Origin of the sequence: Flavobacterium sp. Root901, from assembly GCF_001429765.1 — a bacterium.
Classification (GTDB): Bacteria; Bacteroidota; Bacteroidia; order Flavobacteriales; family Flavobacteriaceae; genus Flavobacterium.
This window is the reverse complement of record NZ_LMJB01000005.1, coordinates 1,125,639-1,142,341: the sequence shown is the minus strand read 5'-3', so window position 1 is coordinate 1,142,341 and position 16,703 is coordinate 1,125,639. Positions and strand designations below refer to the sequence as shown.

Annotated in this window: 14 protein-coding genes and 1 tRNA gene; 5 read left to right on the top strand and 10 right to left on the bottom strand. The window is 33.7% G+C overall.

Annotated elements, in window-relative coordinates; translation table 11 throughout:
- Positions 1 to 164: 164 nt before the first annotated feature.
- The 3 genes from rpmF to pdxA form a co-directional block, all read right to left on the bottom strand.
- On the bottom strand, positions 165 to 359 hold the full coding sequence (rpmF, locus tag ASE21_RS08630) for a 50S ribosomal protein L32 (protein ID WP_008465217.1): 195 nt from the start codon (positions 357 to 359) through the stop codon (positions 165 to 167).
- Between the two features lie 9 nt (positions 360 to 368).
- Entirely contained in the window at positions 369 to 911 is a 543-nt protein-coding gene (locus tag ASE21_RS08625; RefSeq protein WP_057122187.1) for a YceD family protein, read from the bottom strand.
- A gap of 105 nt (positions 912 to 1,016) precedes the next feature.
- Positions 1,017 to 2,066, bottom strand: coding sequence for a 4-hydroxythreonine-4-phosphate dehydrogenase PdxA (gene pdxA, locus ASE21_RS08620; protein WP_057122186.1), 1,050 nt, complete (start codon positions 2,064 to 2,066; stop codon positions 1,017 to 1,019).
- Positions 2,067 to 2,123: 57 nt separating this feature from the next.
- Here pdxA and ASE21_RS08615 point away from each other — a divergent pair, with 57 nt between their 5' ends.
- Complete coding sequence (locus tag ASE21_RS08615; protein WP_057122185.1) at positions 2,124 to 2,714, top strand: riboflavin synthase; 591 nt, start codon at positions 2,124 to 2,126, stop codon at positions 2,712 to 2,714.
- Positions 2,715 to 2,747: 33 nt separating this feature from the next.
- Here ASE21_RS08615 and ASE21_RS08610 read toward each other — a convergent pair whose 3' ends face one another.
- On the bottom strand, positions 2,748 to 2,996 hold the full coding sequence (locus tag ASE21_RS08610) for a hypothetical protein (RefSeq protein WP_057122184.1): 249 nt from the start codon (positions 2,994 to 2,996) through the stop codon (positions 2,748 to 2,750).
- 561 nt (positions 2,997 to 3,557) lie between these two features.
- On the opposite strand from ASE21_RS08610, the gene dcm reads away from it, so the two are divergent.
- Positions 3,558 to 4,547 carry a DNA (cytosine-5-)-methyltransferase gene (dcm, locus tag ASE21_RS08605; protein ID WP_057122183.1) on the top strand — a complete coding sequence of 330 codons (990 nt, stop codon included), beginning with the start codon at positions 3,558 to 3,560 and terminating at the stop codon, positions 4,545 to 4,547.
- Between the two features lie 3 nt (positions 4,548 to 4,550).
- Here the strand turns inward: dcm and ASE21_RS08600 are convergent, their stop codons facing one another.
- The 5 genes from ASE21_RS08600 to ASE21_RS08580 all read right to left on the bottom strand — a co-directional run bounded on the left by ASE21_RS08600 (position 4,551) and on the right by ASE21_RS08580 (position 9,043).
- A complete protein-coding gene (locus tag ASE21_RS08600; RefSeq protein WP_057122182.1) occupies positions 4,551 to 4,991 on the bottom strand; it encodes a very short patch repair endonuclease in 441 nt (146 codons plus the stop codon).
- Positions 4,992 to 5,111: 120 nt separating this feature from the next.
- A tRNA-Ile gene (locus tag ASE21_RS08595) sits at positions 5,112 to 5,185 on the bottom strand.
- 146 nt (positions 5,186 to 5,331) lie between these two features.
- Entirely contained in the window at positions 5,332 to 5,736 is a 405-nt protein-coding gene (gene mce, locus ASE21_RS08590; RefSeq protein ID WP_057122181.1) for a methylmalonyl-CoA epimerase, read from the bottom strand.
- 3 nt (positions 5,737 to 5,739) lie between these two features.
- On the bottom strand, positions 5,740 to 8,103 hold the full coding sequence (locus ASE21_RS08585) for a hypothetical protein (protein WP_057122180.1): 2,364 nt from the start codon (positions 8,101 to 8,103) through the stop codon (positions 5,740 to 5,742).
- A complete protein-coding gene (locus ASE21_RS08580) occupies positions 8,063 to 9,043 on the bottom strand; it encodes a hypothetical protein (RefSeq protein WP_242410239.1) in 981 nt (326 codons plus the stop codon). Before ASE21_RS08580 ends, ASE21_RS08585 begins: the two co-directional genes overlap by 41 nt.
- Positions 9,044 to 9,240: 197 nt before the next feature.
- On the opposite strand from ASE21_RS08580, the gene ASE21_RS08575 reads away from it, so the two are divergent.
- Positions 9,241 to 10,929, top strand: coding sequence for an Ig-like domain-containing protein (locus tag ASE21_RS08575; RefSeq protein WP_057122178.1), 1,689 nt, complete (start codon positions 9,241 to 9,243; stop codon positions 10,927 to 10,929).
- On the opposite strand, the gene ASE21_RS08570 is transcribed toward ASE21_RS08575, so the two are convergent.
- Positions 10,926 to 11,693, bottom strand: a complete 768-nt coding sequence (locus ASE21_RS08570) for an amidohydrolase (RefSeq protein WP_057122177.1) — start codon at positions 11,691 to 11,693, stop codon at positions 10,926 to 10,928. The genes ASE21_RS08575 and ASE21_RS08570 overlap by 4 nt on opposite strands.
- Before the next feature lie 236 nt (positions 11,694 to 11,929).
- Here ASE21_RS08570 and ASE21_RS08565 point away from each other — a divergent pair, with 236 nt between their 5' ends.
- Positions 11,930 to 15,085 carry a SusC/RagA family TonB-linked outer membrane protein gene (locus ASE21_RS08565; RefSeq protein ID WP_057122373.1) on the top strand — a complete coding sequence of 1,052 codons (3,156 nt, stop codon included), beginning with the start codon at positions 11,930 to 11,932 and terminating at the stop codon, positions 15,083 to 15,085.
- Between the two features lie 34 nt (positions 15,086 to 15,119).
- A complete protein-coding gene (locus tag ASE21_RS08560) occupies positions 15,120 to 16,646 on the top strand; it encodes a SusD/RagB family nutrient-binding outer membrane lipoprotein (RefSeq protein WP_057122372.1) in 1,527 nt (508 codons plus the stop codon).
- Positions 16,647 to 16,703: the final 57 nt, after the last annotated feature.

Genomic DNA, 16,703 nt, shown 5'->3' with positions numbered 1-16,703 from the left:
ATTATTTCCTTTCAAATATTATTATTTGAAAAATTTTTAAAAGACTCGAAAATTACAAAAAAAATTGAAACGAATTTGCCTGTATTTTCTTAAAAAACAAAAATTATAACCAACAAAAAAAACTCTCACTATGTGAGAGTTCTAGTATAATTTACAAAAACGTATTAAGCAACCGCTTCAGATTTATCGATAACAACTTGCCCTCTGTAGTACATTTTACCTTCATGCCAGTAAGCTCTGTGGTATAAATGTGCTTCACCAGTAATAGGACATGTAGCGATTTGAGCTACAGTAGCTTTATAATGTGTTCTTCTCTTATCTCTTCTTGTTTTCGAGGTTTTTCTCTTAGGATGTGCCATTTTACTATATTATTTATCCGTTAATAGTTTCTTTAATTTTTCCCAACGCGGGTCAATATCTTCTTCTTGTTTACTCTCTTCCTTTTGTTCTTTTACGCTTAATTCATTCAGTTTTGTCAAAGCTTCGGTTTGTAATGTTCCGTCTTTAACACCGGGATGAATTCTTTTTTGGGGCACTGAAAGTGCAATCATTTCATAAATGTATTGTGACACATCTAATTCATGTTCTCCATGTGGCAAAATCAACAATTCTTCATTATCATTATTGAATTCATCTCCAAAGCGAACAATCAATTTCATTTTCCCTTTAATTGGTAAATCAAAATCTTCGCCGGTTAAATCACAAGGTACGTTTACGGTTCCTTTGTGCTTGAATTCTAACTCTAACATGTTGTTTTTCTTTTCGAAAACCAAACTCACTTTAATATCTGAACTTTGAAACTCATCATAGTCAAAGTCCTTAAAGAACGTGTTATTTATTTGATACTCAAAATGGTGTTTTCCCAGCTTTAACCCTATAAAAGGAATTAAAAATTCTTTTGATTTGCTCATTTCAACATCAATTTGTTTAATTCAAATACGAAACTACATATCTGAATTGGGGTGCAAAGATATAAAATTATTATAAATCTAATAATCTTATTCACCTTTTTTTGTTTATATCTGTTTTTCTTTTATTTTAAGAGGTTTTTCGCTAATCTCCTCATACTGATTACGAGAGCGAAAAATATCCAGGGCAAGATAAACGGCTTCTTTAAATGAATTAAAATCTGCCATGTCTTTTCCCGCAATATCATAGCCTGTACCATGATCCGGCGATGTTCTTACCTTACTTAATCCCGCCGTATAATTTACACCTTTACCAAAAGACAATGTTTTAAACGGAATTAATCCCTGATCGTGGTAGGTAGCAACAATGGCATCATATTTTTCATATTGTCCGCTTCCAAAAAATCCATCGGCAGAAAAAGGCCCAAAAACCAAAGTTCCGCTGTCAAATATTTTTTTCAATACCGGTTTTAATATCAAATCATCTTCTTTGCCTATCACTCCGCCATCCCCACAATGCGGATTTAATCCTAAAACTGCAATTTTTGGCTTAACAATACTAAAATCCTGAATTAAAGATTTTTTTACTGTTTCGATTTTTCTTATTATTAATTCTTCTGTCAAATGTGATGAAACTTCACTTAAAGGCACATGATCTGTCAGCAGGCCCACTCTTAAATTATCCTGAACCATCATCATAAGTGCATTTCCTTCTAACTCCTGATCTAAATAATCTGTATGTCCCGGAAATTTAAAATCTTCTGACTGAATATTATATTTATTGATTGGTGCCGTAACCAAAACATCTATAGAACCTTCTTTTAAAGCTTTAGTAGCCGCAACAAAAGATTTCACAGCGTATTCGCCAATTTTTTCATCGTTTACTCCTAAATTAATATCAACTCCTTCTCTCCAAAGATTATATACATTTACTTTTCCCGGAATAACCTGATCTAGTTTGTCTACACCATGAAATTGTACTGTCGAAGTAAAACTTTTTTTAACGAAAGAAAGTATTTTAGCATTTGCAAAAATAACCGGCGTACACAATTCCAGCATTCGTGAATCTTCGAATGTTTTTAATATAACTTCGCTTCCAATACCGTTTAAATCTCCAACTGAAATTCCAACAATTATATTTTCTGCTTTTTTATTCATGAGCTCAGCTTATTTATTACTAATTTTGATGTGCAAATTTAGTAAAATAAAACTACAATGTTTACAGGAATTATTGAAACACTTGGAAGAATCCACGAAATACAAAAAGACAAAAACAACTTACACGTTACGGTCGACTCCTCAATTACCAATGAATTGAAAATTGACCAAAGTGTTTCTCATAACGGAATATGCCTTACAGTTGTTGCTGTAAAAGATTCCTTTTATACGGTTACTGCTATCGAAGAGACGATTTTGAAAACCAATATTGGAGACTGGAAAGTAAACGATATCGTAAACCTTGAAAGAGGGATGAAACTGGGAGACCGCCTTGACGGACATATTGTTCAGGGACACGTAGACCAGACAGGAGTATGTACCAAAATTGAAGAAGCAAACGGAAGCTGGAATTATACTTTTGAATACGACAGCAATCTTAACAATATTACAATCGAAAAAGGCTCGATTACAGTTAATGGCGTAAGCTTAACGGTTGTAAATTCTAAAACAAATGAATTCAGCGTTTCGATTATCCCTTATACTTTTGAAAACACTAATTTCAAAGATTTTAAAGTGGGTACAAAAATCAATTTGGAATTTGATGTTGTTGGAAAATACATTTCGCGGCTTTATTCTATTAATAAGTAAGAAGAAAATTTACTTTACAAAAAAAGCTTCAATTTACATTGAAGCTTTTTTTATTCTATTTCTATAAATAATTGTCATTCCTAAAATTAGTCCTGCACCAATTAAAAATGGTAAATCTTCATTTATTGGCAATCCAGGCGGAGGCGGCGTATCATCATCCAAAGTAGCATTTGTAGATGCATTTTTTGCCGTTGGAGCCGGAGGCGGTGGTGTATTGGCTAAAACACCTGGCACATTTGATATAATTAAAAGTGCGAATAAAATAATCCTTATTATTTTCATAGGTTAAACTTGCTGAAATTCGATATAATAATACTAGGGGCAAATATTTTTATAGATATCCATCATAAAAATGTTGTCTACAAGGAAATTCTTTGGCAAAAGTATACGATTTTTACAAAAAAACAACTTTATAAACAATAAAGTGATGTAAAAATAATATACGAACTGCAATCTAATTTAGATTTAAAAACAGCACAATTTAGTCAAAAAATACTAAAGTTCCTATTTATCCATTAAATATATGCTGCTCAAAGAACACATATTAAACTCTGAAAACCAGTTATTTATTATATAAAATTAAAAAAACAAACCCTAAAAAGCATTTTGAATCAGATCTTTAAATTTGATAAAAATCAAAACAAAATTATTTCTTTAAAAAAAGACATGAATTTTCAATAAGTCAGAAAGAACTGTAATTTAAAAATTCGAAAAAACTTGCTGGTCTTATTTTTTCAATTTTGAAGCACAATTAAATATTATATGAATTAAATATATTTGCATCCAGCAAAGTTAAAGCAGCAAATCTTCAGAATTTATTTTAGGTCAAACAGCAATTAATAAATGGAAAATAAATATACCGTTGGAAGTTTATATGCAGGCGTAGGCGGAATATGCCTAGGTTTTGAAAAAGCCGGGTTTGAATTAAAATGGGCCAATGAACTCGACAAAAAAGCCTGTGTTACCTATAGAAACAACTTCGGGCACAAACTTATTGAGGGCAATGTAATGGAATTAGAGGTTACTGCTCTCGACAAAATTGACATCTTAACTGCCGGATTTCCCTGTCAGCCATTTTCTCTTGCCGGGTATAGAAAAGGTTTTGATGACAGCCGTGGAAACCATTTTTTCAAAATTTTAGATTTCATTGATGAAATGAGACCAAAAGTTGTATTTCTTGAAAATGTGAAAAACTTAAAAAGCCATGACAAAGGAAACACATTAAAAGTTATAAGAAGCGAAATAAAAAAACGCAATTACACTTTTCATAGTTCAATTTTGAACACAAAAGATTTTGGAAATACTCCTCACAACAGAGAAAGACTTTTCATGATTGCCTTTGACAAAAACTTTATAAACAATAAAAATTTCAAATTTGAATTCCCCGAAAAAGAGCGGCTAACCCGATCTCTTAAAGATTTAATTATAACAGAAAAAGTTTCTGATAAATTTTATTATGGAGAAGACAAGTATATGTACAGCAAACTCAAAGAAGCAGTTGTAGACAAAAACCGAATATATCAATTTAGAAGACAATACGTTAGAGAAAACAAAGCCGGCTTATGCCCTACTCTTACGGCCAACATGGGAACCGGCGGACATAACGTTCCGATCATTACAACCGATTTTGGTTTTAGAAAACTTACTCCAAGAGAATGTTTCAGACTTCAGGGTTTTCCTGATGACTATAAACTGCCTCCAATTTCAAATTCGAGTTTATACAAACAAGCAGGAAATTCGGTCAGCATGCCAGTAATCCAAAGATTGGCAGAGGAAATTTTTAAAGTGATTAAAAAAGTAGAAGCGAAACAAAAGAAAAAAGAAAAAGCATAAATTTCAATTGCTCTTTTGTTCTGTTTTGGTTTTTGAAAGTTCAATTTCTTCCTGAATTTTCAAAATACAAAGATCCAATTGTTTCTGAACTTCTTTACTCCAAAACCGAATCACTTTCCATTTTTTAGAAATCAAATACGTATTGACTTCTATATCACGTTTCATATTGCGTTCGATTTTCGGAATCCAGTATTCGCGATTTGATTTGATTCTTAATTGCTGCGTTTCCCAATCCTTACCATGAAAAAATTCACTGTCGATAAAAATGGCTATTTTATATTTTGCAAAAGTCAAATCAGGTTTGCCAAATACTTTTTTATTGTTTTTTCGATACCGATAACCCAATTCCCACAACGCCTTTGCAAGTTTTACCTCCTGCGTAGTTGCCGTGCTTTTTATGGCCTGCATGTTTTTTCTCCGTTGTTCGGGAGTTAAATTATCCATCTTCTTGAAATTAAAATCGGTCTTTGAAACATAAAGTTACTTTATTTTCTTCTGAAGAAGAATTAAATCGAAAACAAAAAAGCCTTTACATTTCTGTAAAGGCTTTCTATTCTAAAGAAGTGGTCCCACCTGGGCTCGAACCAGGGACCACCTGATTATGAGTCAGGTGCTCTAACCAGCTGAGCTATAGGACCGGTTTAGAGGATGCAATATTACTACTATTTTTCGTTCACTCCAAATATTTTAAGACATGATTTGCATTTAATTTCAATTCAAAGTCCCAGTTTTAAAAACAAGATTGATTTTCAATACCTTATTTAAAATCAAAAACTGATATTTTTTATTTTATTTCCTGACAAAGCTCAACTAAAACGCCATTTGTATTCTTCGGATGCAGAAAAACTACCAGTTTATTGTCGGCGCCTTTCTTCGGAGTTTCGTTTATCAATACAAAGCCTTCATTTTTCAGGCGGGAAATCTCGGCATGAATATCTTCAACATCAAAAGCGATATGATGAATTCCTTCTCCTTTTTTCTCTAAAAACTTTGCAATAGGACTTTCCGGATTTGTCGCCGTCAAAAGTTCAATTTTATTCGTTCCGGTCTGAAAAAAAGAAGTCAAGACACCTTCACTTTCTACCGTTTCTTCTTTATAAGACGGAACTCCCAATAATTTTTCAAACAATTCATTGGCATCGTTCATGTTTTTTACCGCAATTCCGATATGTTCTATTTTATTAACCATGGTTTATTTTGATTGATTAACATAAGTATTAAAGTAACCGCACTCAGCAATTACATCCTGATAATATTTTGTATCCGAATATTCTTTTTGCAATGTTTTAAAGCCGTTCCATGCGATAAAATTAATTTTATCATCTTCAACAGCCCACCAATTTCGAACATTATTGTATTTGTTATTATAGTATTCGTTTCGTTCGCATTTCGAAATCAAATAAACACATTTTGCTTTTTGTTCTTTTGTTGCGGCGGCCTGCAATGCTTTTTGATAATACGATTTCGAAACATCACAATTCGTAATCATCTTTTTCATCGCGTCTCTAAAAGAATACGGACTTGAGCCGTAACCCACAATATTTATTTCGTAGAAAGTTCTTCCGTTTCCAAAATGAGAAATATTATAAAAGGCATTTCCTAAAAGCAGGCTGTTTGTATACACATCTTCCTTATTGGCCAGTTTATCCTGCATCTCTTTTATGGTATTCAGGAAATCAATAAAGGTGTATTTTTTCTTTTGATATGCAGCATGATCACAATCGTGGCAGTCTTTTATACTTCCGTTAAACGGATTTCCCAAAAACTTATAATATTGAACAGAATCGGTTTGCTGCATAAAGGCGATCGCTTCAGGAATTTTATTTTTAAAAGTTGACTGAACAGCCTGGAAATTATTAATATCTTTTAATTTTAAATTATAAATTCCCGCACCGGTATTTTCGATTTCGGTTTTATTTGTCTTAGCCAAAAATGATTTCATATCTAACAAATCCTTTTCATTGTCATAAAATGAATTTCCATCATTCCAGTAACCGTAAGGAGATTGGCTAAACAATTCAGCCATAACTCTATTGCCTTGTGCTTTATAAAGTGCCGATAAATAATTCTGGCTCCATTGTGCGGCATTTTGGTAACGAAACTCTCGTCCTTTGTATGTTTTTGGAAGCTCCTGATAAAGCCAGTTTAAATCGGCCAGAATGGTTTTCTCATTTTTATCTGTCAATTTATCGATTTTGCTCAGATTATTCACAAAACGAAGTAAACGAAGCTGCATTCCTGCCAGTTCTGTTTTAGGAAGCGTTTTTGCTGCTTTGTCAAAACTTTTGTCAGCATTTGTATAATCTCCTTTTAGCGTTTGCAGATAACCCTGTGACAAATCCCATAAATAGGGTCTTGCAGTGTTTCCTGCAGCAGCAATTTTTGCCACTAAATCTAAAGCTGATTTATCAACCTTAACCTGATTTTCTGCTTTATTTTCGGCAACGCTTTGAACTTTCATTGGCTGGTTTTCTCCAGCATTTTGCTGAAACGAATTATTAATGGCCTGTTCCTGTTTATTTACCAATCTGGTTGCCAGATAATTTAAATGTTCACTTTTTGGATCTAATTCATAAATTTTTTCAATGGCTTGTTTTTCATCTTTATAATAGCCGTGAATTGCCCAAAGTGCCGCTTTTTCGTTGTTATTTTTAGCCATTGCAAGTGCTTTTGTCCAGTCAGATTCATTTTTTGGACTAAAACTATAAGCCGTCACAACGCGTAGTTCAGGACATTTATCAAAAACCTGAGCGTACAAATAATTTGAAACTGCATATTTTTTCTGCTTATAATTGATTCCGGCCACATACGAAAGCGCGCGGTAATACAATACATTTTTAGGAACCGAACTTTCTGTTTTATTAAAAAACTCAATTGCTTTCTTTTTGTCATCGCTGTAAAAACGAGCTTTCATGGTTAAAAACCAATATCGGTTCTTTAAAAAAGGATCTGAAATTGTATTGTAAACATTTTCAATTGACTGAATCATTTTTGCATCGTCAAAAGTTTTAACCGGAACCGGATCGTAACTCCAGTAATCTTCTCCAATTGAAACCGTTTCGATTTTTTGTGCCAAATACAAAAATTCAACAAAGCTTTTTACTTTTTCATCTTTCAGAGGCATCTTTTTTCCCCATTTTAAAGAAGTCGAATTCTCTTTTTTATTTTTATAATAAACGTGAAGATTGGTAATTTCTTCTTTATTTTTAATGGTACTTTTTTCATCAGAATAATACCTCGGCTTTTCATCACCAATCAAAAAGTAATTTACAGTTGTTGTGTCTGCTTTCCCTTTCAGATAAGTTCCCCAATCTGATTTTATATTTTCGTTGAAACGAGAATTGTGCTGGGTATCAAATCCAATTCCGTAGAAAATATCTCCCGACAAAAACAACGGAGAATAGGATTTATCTGCAAATGTTTCGGGCGTAAAATTTGAATTGTACTGAAAAAGATCCCAATCGTCGCCTCCTGCACAGGCATAAATAATTCCGTAAGCAGAAAGTACAACAACACTAGAAACAAGAAATAACCTGCTCAAAAATATTTTTTTCATAATTGTTTAAATTGAATTCGTCTAAATCGTAAAATATAATTTCTTTTGGAGTCTGCGCTGAATATTCGCTTAAATCCTCCGCCATTTCCTTTAAATTTTCAGAAGAAATTGTCTCTGTTTTCAGCAGATCATTTTCTTCATAATAAACACCGTTTTTATAATTAGATTGTTTCACCCTGAAAAATATCGGGCTTATCTGTTCAAAATTTTTATCTTTTTTAAGTTCGCTGAAATTTAATTTAGAACGAAGTCCCAGCACTTTTTGATTTCTGATATGAATTGCCCACGAATAAATTGGTAAGGCATAATCCAGATGAAGCGGATATTTCTTTAAACTTTCAAGATATTTCTCTGAGATTTTTTTGTCGTAAATTGAATTCAGAGAATCTGCAGCAATAGTTCCCATATTATAAAACATTAAAATGCCATGATCAACATTTGGGATTTTTGTCTTTTTAAAATATTTTACCTGATGAAGTCTAATTGTTGCTGAAAGTTTTTTTTGCGAAAGTTTCTTAAACTGCTCAATAAATTTAAGATAATGATCTTTGCTTTTTAATGTCCAGTCGCAGTCGATTTGAATTTCTGAACAAACTATTTTATTTTTTTTATTGATTTCGTCAATTAAATGAATGGTCTTTTGCGCCAGATCTTCAATATCAGGATTTTGTTCCAGCATTACTCTGTTCTGGATAAAAACCACAGGAACAATTTCAAATTGCTGCATGTTTTCCTGAAAATGAATTGGACTGATTGGAATTGGGAGTTTTGTTTCCGGATGAAGTCCAATGTCAAAATAACGAACATACAGTTTACGGACATTATTTTGTTCTAAAACTTCTTTTTCAGTTTCAGAAAATTTCAAATTGGTTTTCCAATAATAAAAAGAAATTATTGGCTGTTCTTTTTTGCTGCAGGACAGCAGAGAAAGAAATAACAAAACCCAAAAAAATCTTTTAATCAAAACAAAGTGCTATTATATTTACCCCAAAAGTAAGAAATTATATCTACTTATAGTTTTTTTGATTCTTAAAAAATTAAAAAAAGACAAAAATTTCAAATCCTAATAAATGCCCAAAAAATTTCAATTAAAGCAAATATAATTGTTATTTTGTGCAATCAAATTTAAAAACCGCTATGTTTAAAAGCAAACTCAAATACGTTTCATTTTTACTTGTATTATTAATGATGAGCTGCGCCAAAAGAGGCAGCATAACCGGCGGATTAAAAGACACTTTGGCACCGGTTTTAGTGTCGAGTGCTCCTAAAAATTACAACACCAATTTTAAAGGAAATAAAATTACATTGGTTTTTGATGAGTATGTAAAATTAAAAAACCTCAACAAACAGCTTATTATTTCACCTCCAATGAAAAATGAGCCTTTAATTTCGCCAACCGGAGTCAGCAAGTTTTTAAATATAGAAATCAAAGACACTTTACAGCCCAATACGACTTACAGTTTTAATTTTGGAGAAAGCATTGCAGACAATAATGAAGGAAATGCGATCAATCAATTTAAATATGTTTTTTCGACCGGTCCTTATATTGATTCGCTTACACTTGGCGGCTCTATAAAAGATGCTTACGAAAAGAAAGTAGACAACTTTGTATCGGTAATGTTATATGAAGCAAATGACAAATACAAAGATTCTGTTATTTATAAAGAATTTCCACGATATGTAACCAACACTTTGGACAGCTTACGAACTTTTAAATTTGAGAATTTAAAGGCCGGAAAATATCTTTTAATTGCCTTAAAAGACAAGTCAAACAATAATAAATTTAATCCGAAAGATGATAAAATAGGTTTTATAAAACACTTTATCACGGTGCCAAATGACACACTTTTTGAATTGAATTTATTTAAAGAAGTGCTTCCGCTAAAAGCTGTAAAACCAATTCAGGCTTCAGGTAACAGAATATTGCTTCCTTATGAAGGAAAACAGAATTTTAAAATCAACAAACCGGCAATTGTACTTAAAAATAACGGAGAAACACTCCAGACAATTGTAACGCAGTTTCCTAAAAAAGATTCCCTGCAGGTTTGGTATAAACCATTAAAAGTCGATTCGTTGCAACTGGAAATAAGCCGGGATACTTATAAGAAGAGATTCAATATAAGGATTAAAGACCAGAAAAAAGACACTTTGAGTATTAGAGCGGTTCAAAATGGCATTATTAATTTTAGGGAAAGATTTACTTTAGAAACAGAAACGCCTTTGGTTAAATTTGATAAAACAAAAATCAGATTGGTCAATAAAGATTCTGCAGCTGTTGATTTTACAACAGAATACGATGAGTTTCATCAGAAATTGTATCTTGATTTCAAAAAAGAACCTTTGGAAAAATACAATTTTACATTTTTCCCGGGCGCGCTAACTGATTTCTATGAAAAAACAAACGATACTTTATCGTATAAACTAACCACAAAAGAAGCCGCCGATTATGGAAATCTGGTTTTGAATCTGAAAAACGTAAAACGCTTTCCGATCATTGTTGAAATAACAAATAAAAAAGGCGATGAAGTATTAGCCAGTGAATATTCTGAAGGAAATACCAAAATTGAATTCAATTTATTGGCACCCACTCAATTTACAGTAAGAATTATTTACGACGATAATAAAAATAAAATGTATGATGCCGGAAGTTTTATGGACAAAAGGTATGCCGAGGAAGTTTTTTATTATCAGCAGGAAATTGATGTTCGAAGCAATTGGGATGTTGATCAAAACATAGATTTAAGCGTTCCTTACAGCCCTGAAATAGAGAAAAAAGAAGACGAGAAAAAGAAGAAGAAAGAAGAAAAACAGCGAAAAGCTTTTTAAATTTTAATTTCAAAAATATCTTTATCGCTTAGAAAATCAAGTTTTTTTCTGGTTTCAAGCATTTCATTTTTATCCAAATCAACCACAAAAACACCATCTGTTTCTTGTGGTTGTAAAATATAATTTCCCAAGAAATCAACAACCTGCGAATGTCCGGTATGTTCGTAGTTGTTGGCGTCCAGTCCAATTCTGTTTACGCCCGCCACATAACTTAAATTTTCAATTGCGCGCGCTTTTAGTAAAGCGTCCCACGCGTTAGTGCGTACTTTTGGCCAATTGGCAACATATAGAAGTAAATCGTAATTTTCGACATTTCGTACAAAAACGGGAAATCGTAAATCATAACAAACCTGAAGACAAATCTTCCAGCCCAGATAATCAACAATTACTTTTTGAGTTCCGGCAGTGTAGAATTTATCTTCGCCCGCCAATGTAAATAAATGACGCTTGTCATAATACTGAACTTCTCCCGAAGGAAAAACAAAAAACATTCTATTATAATAGTTTTCCTTTTCAGTAATAACCACACTTCCTGTAACGGCACTGTTTTTTTGTTCGGCAACAGTTTTCATCCACAACAAAGTTTCACCTTCCATAGTTTCTGCAACAGCAGCCGGATTCATTGTAAAACCGGTCGAAAACATTTCCGGCAAAACGATCAGATTAACCTGTTGATCGAGCTGATTTATTTTCGATTCGAAGTTTTTTCTGTTTGCCGAAACATCTTCCCAAATGAGTTCTGATTGAATTAATGCGATTTTCATTTTTCAAAAATACGAATTTTAAGATTAAAATAGATTTTCGTAAAAAAAGCATATTCTGCAAAATTTTTTCAAAATGCCTTTTAAAATCAACTGTTTTTTAAGATTATAAAAATACTTCCACAAAACTTATTGCAAAAAAAATGCAGTTATTGCAAAAAAAATGCAAAAGTGAAAAATAAATATCTATATTTGATTTGCCAATAAAAAACCAAAAAAAACATGAAAACCAAACTATTATGAAAACAAAGCTTATTTCATTAGTGTTTATTGGAGGAATCATCTTCTCCACAAGCGCCAAAGAGACTGCAATAAAAAAGCATCTTTTTGAACAACAAAGCAATCAGATTGAAATTTCGGGCCAAATATTGGGTCAGGATGACGGAATGCCAATTGCCGGAGCTTCTATTTATGCCGAAAGCAATAATAAAATAGCAGCAGTATCTGATGAAAATGGAAAATTTAAATTAAAAGTTCCGGAAAACGAAGTTCATATTATTGTAAGTTATATGGGCTACGAAACTTTATCTTTTGCCCTGCTCAAAACTTCAGATTTAGTTATAAGATTAAAACCTGCAGAAAATGTTTTGGAACAAGTTTTAGTTACCGCACTTGGAGTTAAAAAAAGTACTAAAGCAGTAGCATATGCAGTAACCGAACTTAAAGGGACTGAATTTACAAAAGCAAAAGAAACGAATATTGCTAATGCCTTGGTTGGAAAAATTGCCGGTGTAAATGTAAGCAGCACGGCAACCGGAGCAAATGGTTCTACCAGAGTTATTATTCGCGGAAACGGATCTTTAAACGGAAACAACCAGCCTATGTATGTAGTCAACGATTTACCAATTGACAATACACAGCTTAATTTACCGGGAATTGGAAACGGTGCAGGATCAACAAGAATAAATGTTGACCGTGGCGACGGAACTTCTGTAATTAATGCCGACGATATTAAAACCATTACAGTTTTAAAAGGAGGAACAGCAGCTGCACTTTACGGAGCAAATGCTGCAAACGGGGTTATTTTAATTCAGACAAAAAGAGGTTCTGCCCAAAAAGGCATTGGAGTTGAATATAATTCTTCCTTTACATTTGAAACCCCTTCTATTATTCCGGACTGGCAGTATGAATATGGTTCCGGAGCAAATGGAAAAAAATCAACTACACAGGCAGAAGCTGTTGCTGCAGGCCGCTGGTCATGGGGTGCCAAAATTGACGGAAGTAACGTAGTGCAGTTTGACGGTGTTGCAAGACCATATGTTGCGCAAAAAAATAATATTAAAAATTTCTACGAAACGGGAACAACTTTTATTAACTCTCTGGCTTTATCAGGAGGAAATGAAAAAGCTACAGGTCGTCTTTCGTTCTCGAATATGGATAATGAAAGCGTTGTTCCTAATTCCGGTTTCAACAGAAAAAGCATCAATGTGGCGAGTAATCTTAACCTGACCAATTGGTTAAAATTTGATGTCGTAGCACAATACAATCTGGAAAAATCAAATAACAGAGTCACGGTTTCTGATGCCGAGGCAAACCCAAACTGGGGAACTTACATGATTGGAAATACTGTTGACATTAGAAATCTTGCCCCGGGTTATGATGAAAACGGAGTTGAAGAAGCGTGGAACCCTGTTGCTGTTGCTACAAATCCATATTTTGTTGTCAATAAAATTAAAAACAGCGATACTAAAAATCGTTTTATCGGAATGCTGAATGTCAAAGTAAATTTCACTCCGGAATTATTCCTTCAGGGTAGAATTGGACAAGATTACACCGATTATGATTTCTTCGGATACATTCCAAAAACAACTTTAAACAATCCGGTTGGATATGCGCAGGGTTCAAAAATGAAATTATCAAACATAAATTCCGAAGCTATTCTTAATTATTCAAAGAAAAACATCTATAATGATTTCTCTTTAAATGCTTTAGTTGGAGTAAACTCCCGTACTACTTTGAGAGATGAAACAAGAGTCGAAGGTTCTAACTTTGTATTGGATAATTTTTATGCTTTAAGCAATTTGTCTACTCTGACATATAGTTATCCTTACGGAAAAACAAAAACAAATTCTGTTTACGGTGCCGCCGATTTCGATTATAAAAATATTGTATTCCTGAATTTAACCGGACGTCAGGATTGGTTTTCTACTCTTTCAAAAGAAAACAATACCGTGTTTTATCCTTCTGTTGGAACAAGTATAATTCTTTCAGACATTTTTACAATGCCGGAATTTGTTTCGTTTGCCAAACTAAGAAGTTCATGGGCACAAGTTGGAGGAGCAACACCGGATCCTTATGCGCTAAACCAATCATACTCCATGATTCAGGGCGGACACAACGGACAGCAGGTACAAGGACCAACAAGTTCACGAGTTCCAAATGCTACTTTAAGTCCGTTGACTTCCACAACATTTGAAGTGGGAACCGATTTAGGATTTTTTAACAATCGCCTGAATCTTGATTTTGCGTGGTACAACCGCGCTACTACAAATGATATTGTTGAAACTACTATTTCGACTGCTTCAGGAGCTAATACGGCTTTGTTGAATTTAGGAAAAATGAGAAACAAAGGAGTTGAATTTTTATTAAGTGGAAAAATCATTAATTCTGGCAACTTCTCCTGGGATGCCAGTTTAAACGGATCTTATAATGAAAACAAAGTAGAAGCACTTACAGATCAGCTAAATTCTATTACAATGGCAACCTCTGTAAACGGCTACGTAACAATAACCAGTGATGTTGGACGTCCTTACAGTATTATAAAAGGGTATAAACCACGAAAAGATGCCAATGGAAACACCGTTTATAATGTAAGCGGCGGATCTGCCACTATTGCACAGGGACCTCTTCAGGAATTAGGTCAGGGCGTTCATCCCTGGTCAGCAGGAATTAGCAATGAATTCAAATATAAAAACATTTCATTGAGTTTCCTGATCGATGGTAAATTTGGAGGAAGTTTATACTCCGGAACCAATTTATACGGAACTCGTATGGGATTGACCAAATTAACGCTTGAAGGCCGTGAAACCGGTTTGCCTATTAAAGGTGTAGACACAAACGGAAATCCGGTTGATATGGTTATTGCTCCGGAAAACCTAAGAACATACTACGATGGTTTAAGAAACATTTCATCTGAATTTGTTTATGATGCGAGTTTTATCAAATTAAGACAAATTATTTTAGGTTACGATTTACCTCTCGAGAAAATAAAAGGATTATCAAAACTTCAGGGCGCTTCGGTTTCATTTGTGGCAAGAAACTTATTCATTCTTTATAAGAAAACACCAAACGTAGATCCGGAATCAGTATTTAGTGCCGGAAATGCACAAGGTGTAGAACAATTTGGAGTACCAAAAACCAGAAGTTTTGGTCTAAACTTAAATGTCAAATTTTAAGCTTGCTTTATTTCTAATTTTTAAATTAAAAGACATGAAAAAGATAACCCTTTTATATATTACAGGTGTACTTTTAGGAAGTATGACATCCTGTACCGATGGTTTTGAAGAAATTAATACAAATCCAAACGTGGTTGAAAAACCAACAGCAAATTATATTTTCAGTAAAGCACAACTTGACGGACTAAACAATAATTATTTTTTCACTAATATACTGGAATGCGGAGGATTAGTGCAGCATTATGCAACATACAAAGAAGCTTCTGGCGTGGGAGATAAATATTTAAGCAACGAAGTTTATTTTTCTGCTTATTTCAATCAGGCTTATCCAACAGCTTTAAACGAAACTGAAATTGTAATTAATGAAGTAAAAAACAATCCAAACGACAGCAACAAACTGAATATTGCCAGAATCTGGAAAGCTTATTTATACCACAGGATTACAGATCTATATGGAGATATTCCTTATTCTGAAGCCGCAAAAGCAAACAGTACGCAAATCTTTCTTCCAAAATACGATACTCAGGAATTTATTTATAAAGATTTATTAAAAGAGCTGGAAGAAGCGGCAGCGGCATTAGACCCTGCAAAACCAAGTTTTGGCAAATCTGATTTTATTTATGACGGAGATGTAGCAAAATGGAAAAAGTTCTCTTATTCTTTAATGCTTCGTTTAGGATTAAGATTGACAAAAGTAGATCCTGCACTGGCACAAACATGGGTTACAAAAGCCATTGCCGGGGGTGTAATCCTGAATACTGCAGATAATGCTATCATGAAATACACAGATGGGCCAAATGATTTTAACAGAAATCCGGTTAGTCTGGATTCGAGAAGACAGGATTTTACAGCAGGTTCTTACGGAACAAAAAATGTGGAAGGCGGAAAATTAGCCAAAACATTTATCGATTTATTAAAATCAACTGCAGATCCAAGAATAAGCGTTTATGCAGGAGTTTGGCAGGGAACTGTTCAAAACACTTCACCTGCTGTTCAGAAAGGTTTTCCTAACGGAACAAAAATTGCCCCAACGCCGACAGAACAAGCTGCGTATTCTGAGCCTAACCAAAGTACGGTTTTCAGATATGATGCGCCGCTTGTATTGATCAGCAATGCTGAAACGAATTTATATTTAGCCGAAGCCGCTGCGAGAGGATGGTATGCTGCATCAGATAAAGATTTATATGAAAAAGGTGTTCAGGCTTCTTTCTTAAATATGGGAATCTATGGCGCGGCTTATACTATTCCGGATGCAGCACCGTATTTAACAGCGAATCCCTATAACGCAGCAGGATCTTTTGAAGCCAAAATGAATCAGATCCATACCCAAATTTATATCGCTTTATTTGTTGACGAACAGGAAGTTTATGCCAACTGGCGAAGAACAGGTTATCCCGTTTTAATTCCGGTAAATTTTCCGGGCAACGTTACAAATGGCACAATACCAAGACGTTTCAAATATCCAACCAGTGAATATTCAGTGAATTCAACTAACTTAGCAGAAGCAGTTAAACGTCAGGGCGAAGACGTTTTTACAACAAAAATCTGGTGGGATAAATAAACGAATCAAGAATTGAAATGTGCCTTTAGGCACTTAATATCGGTAGAAAATTAGTTT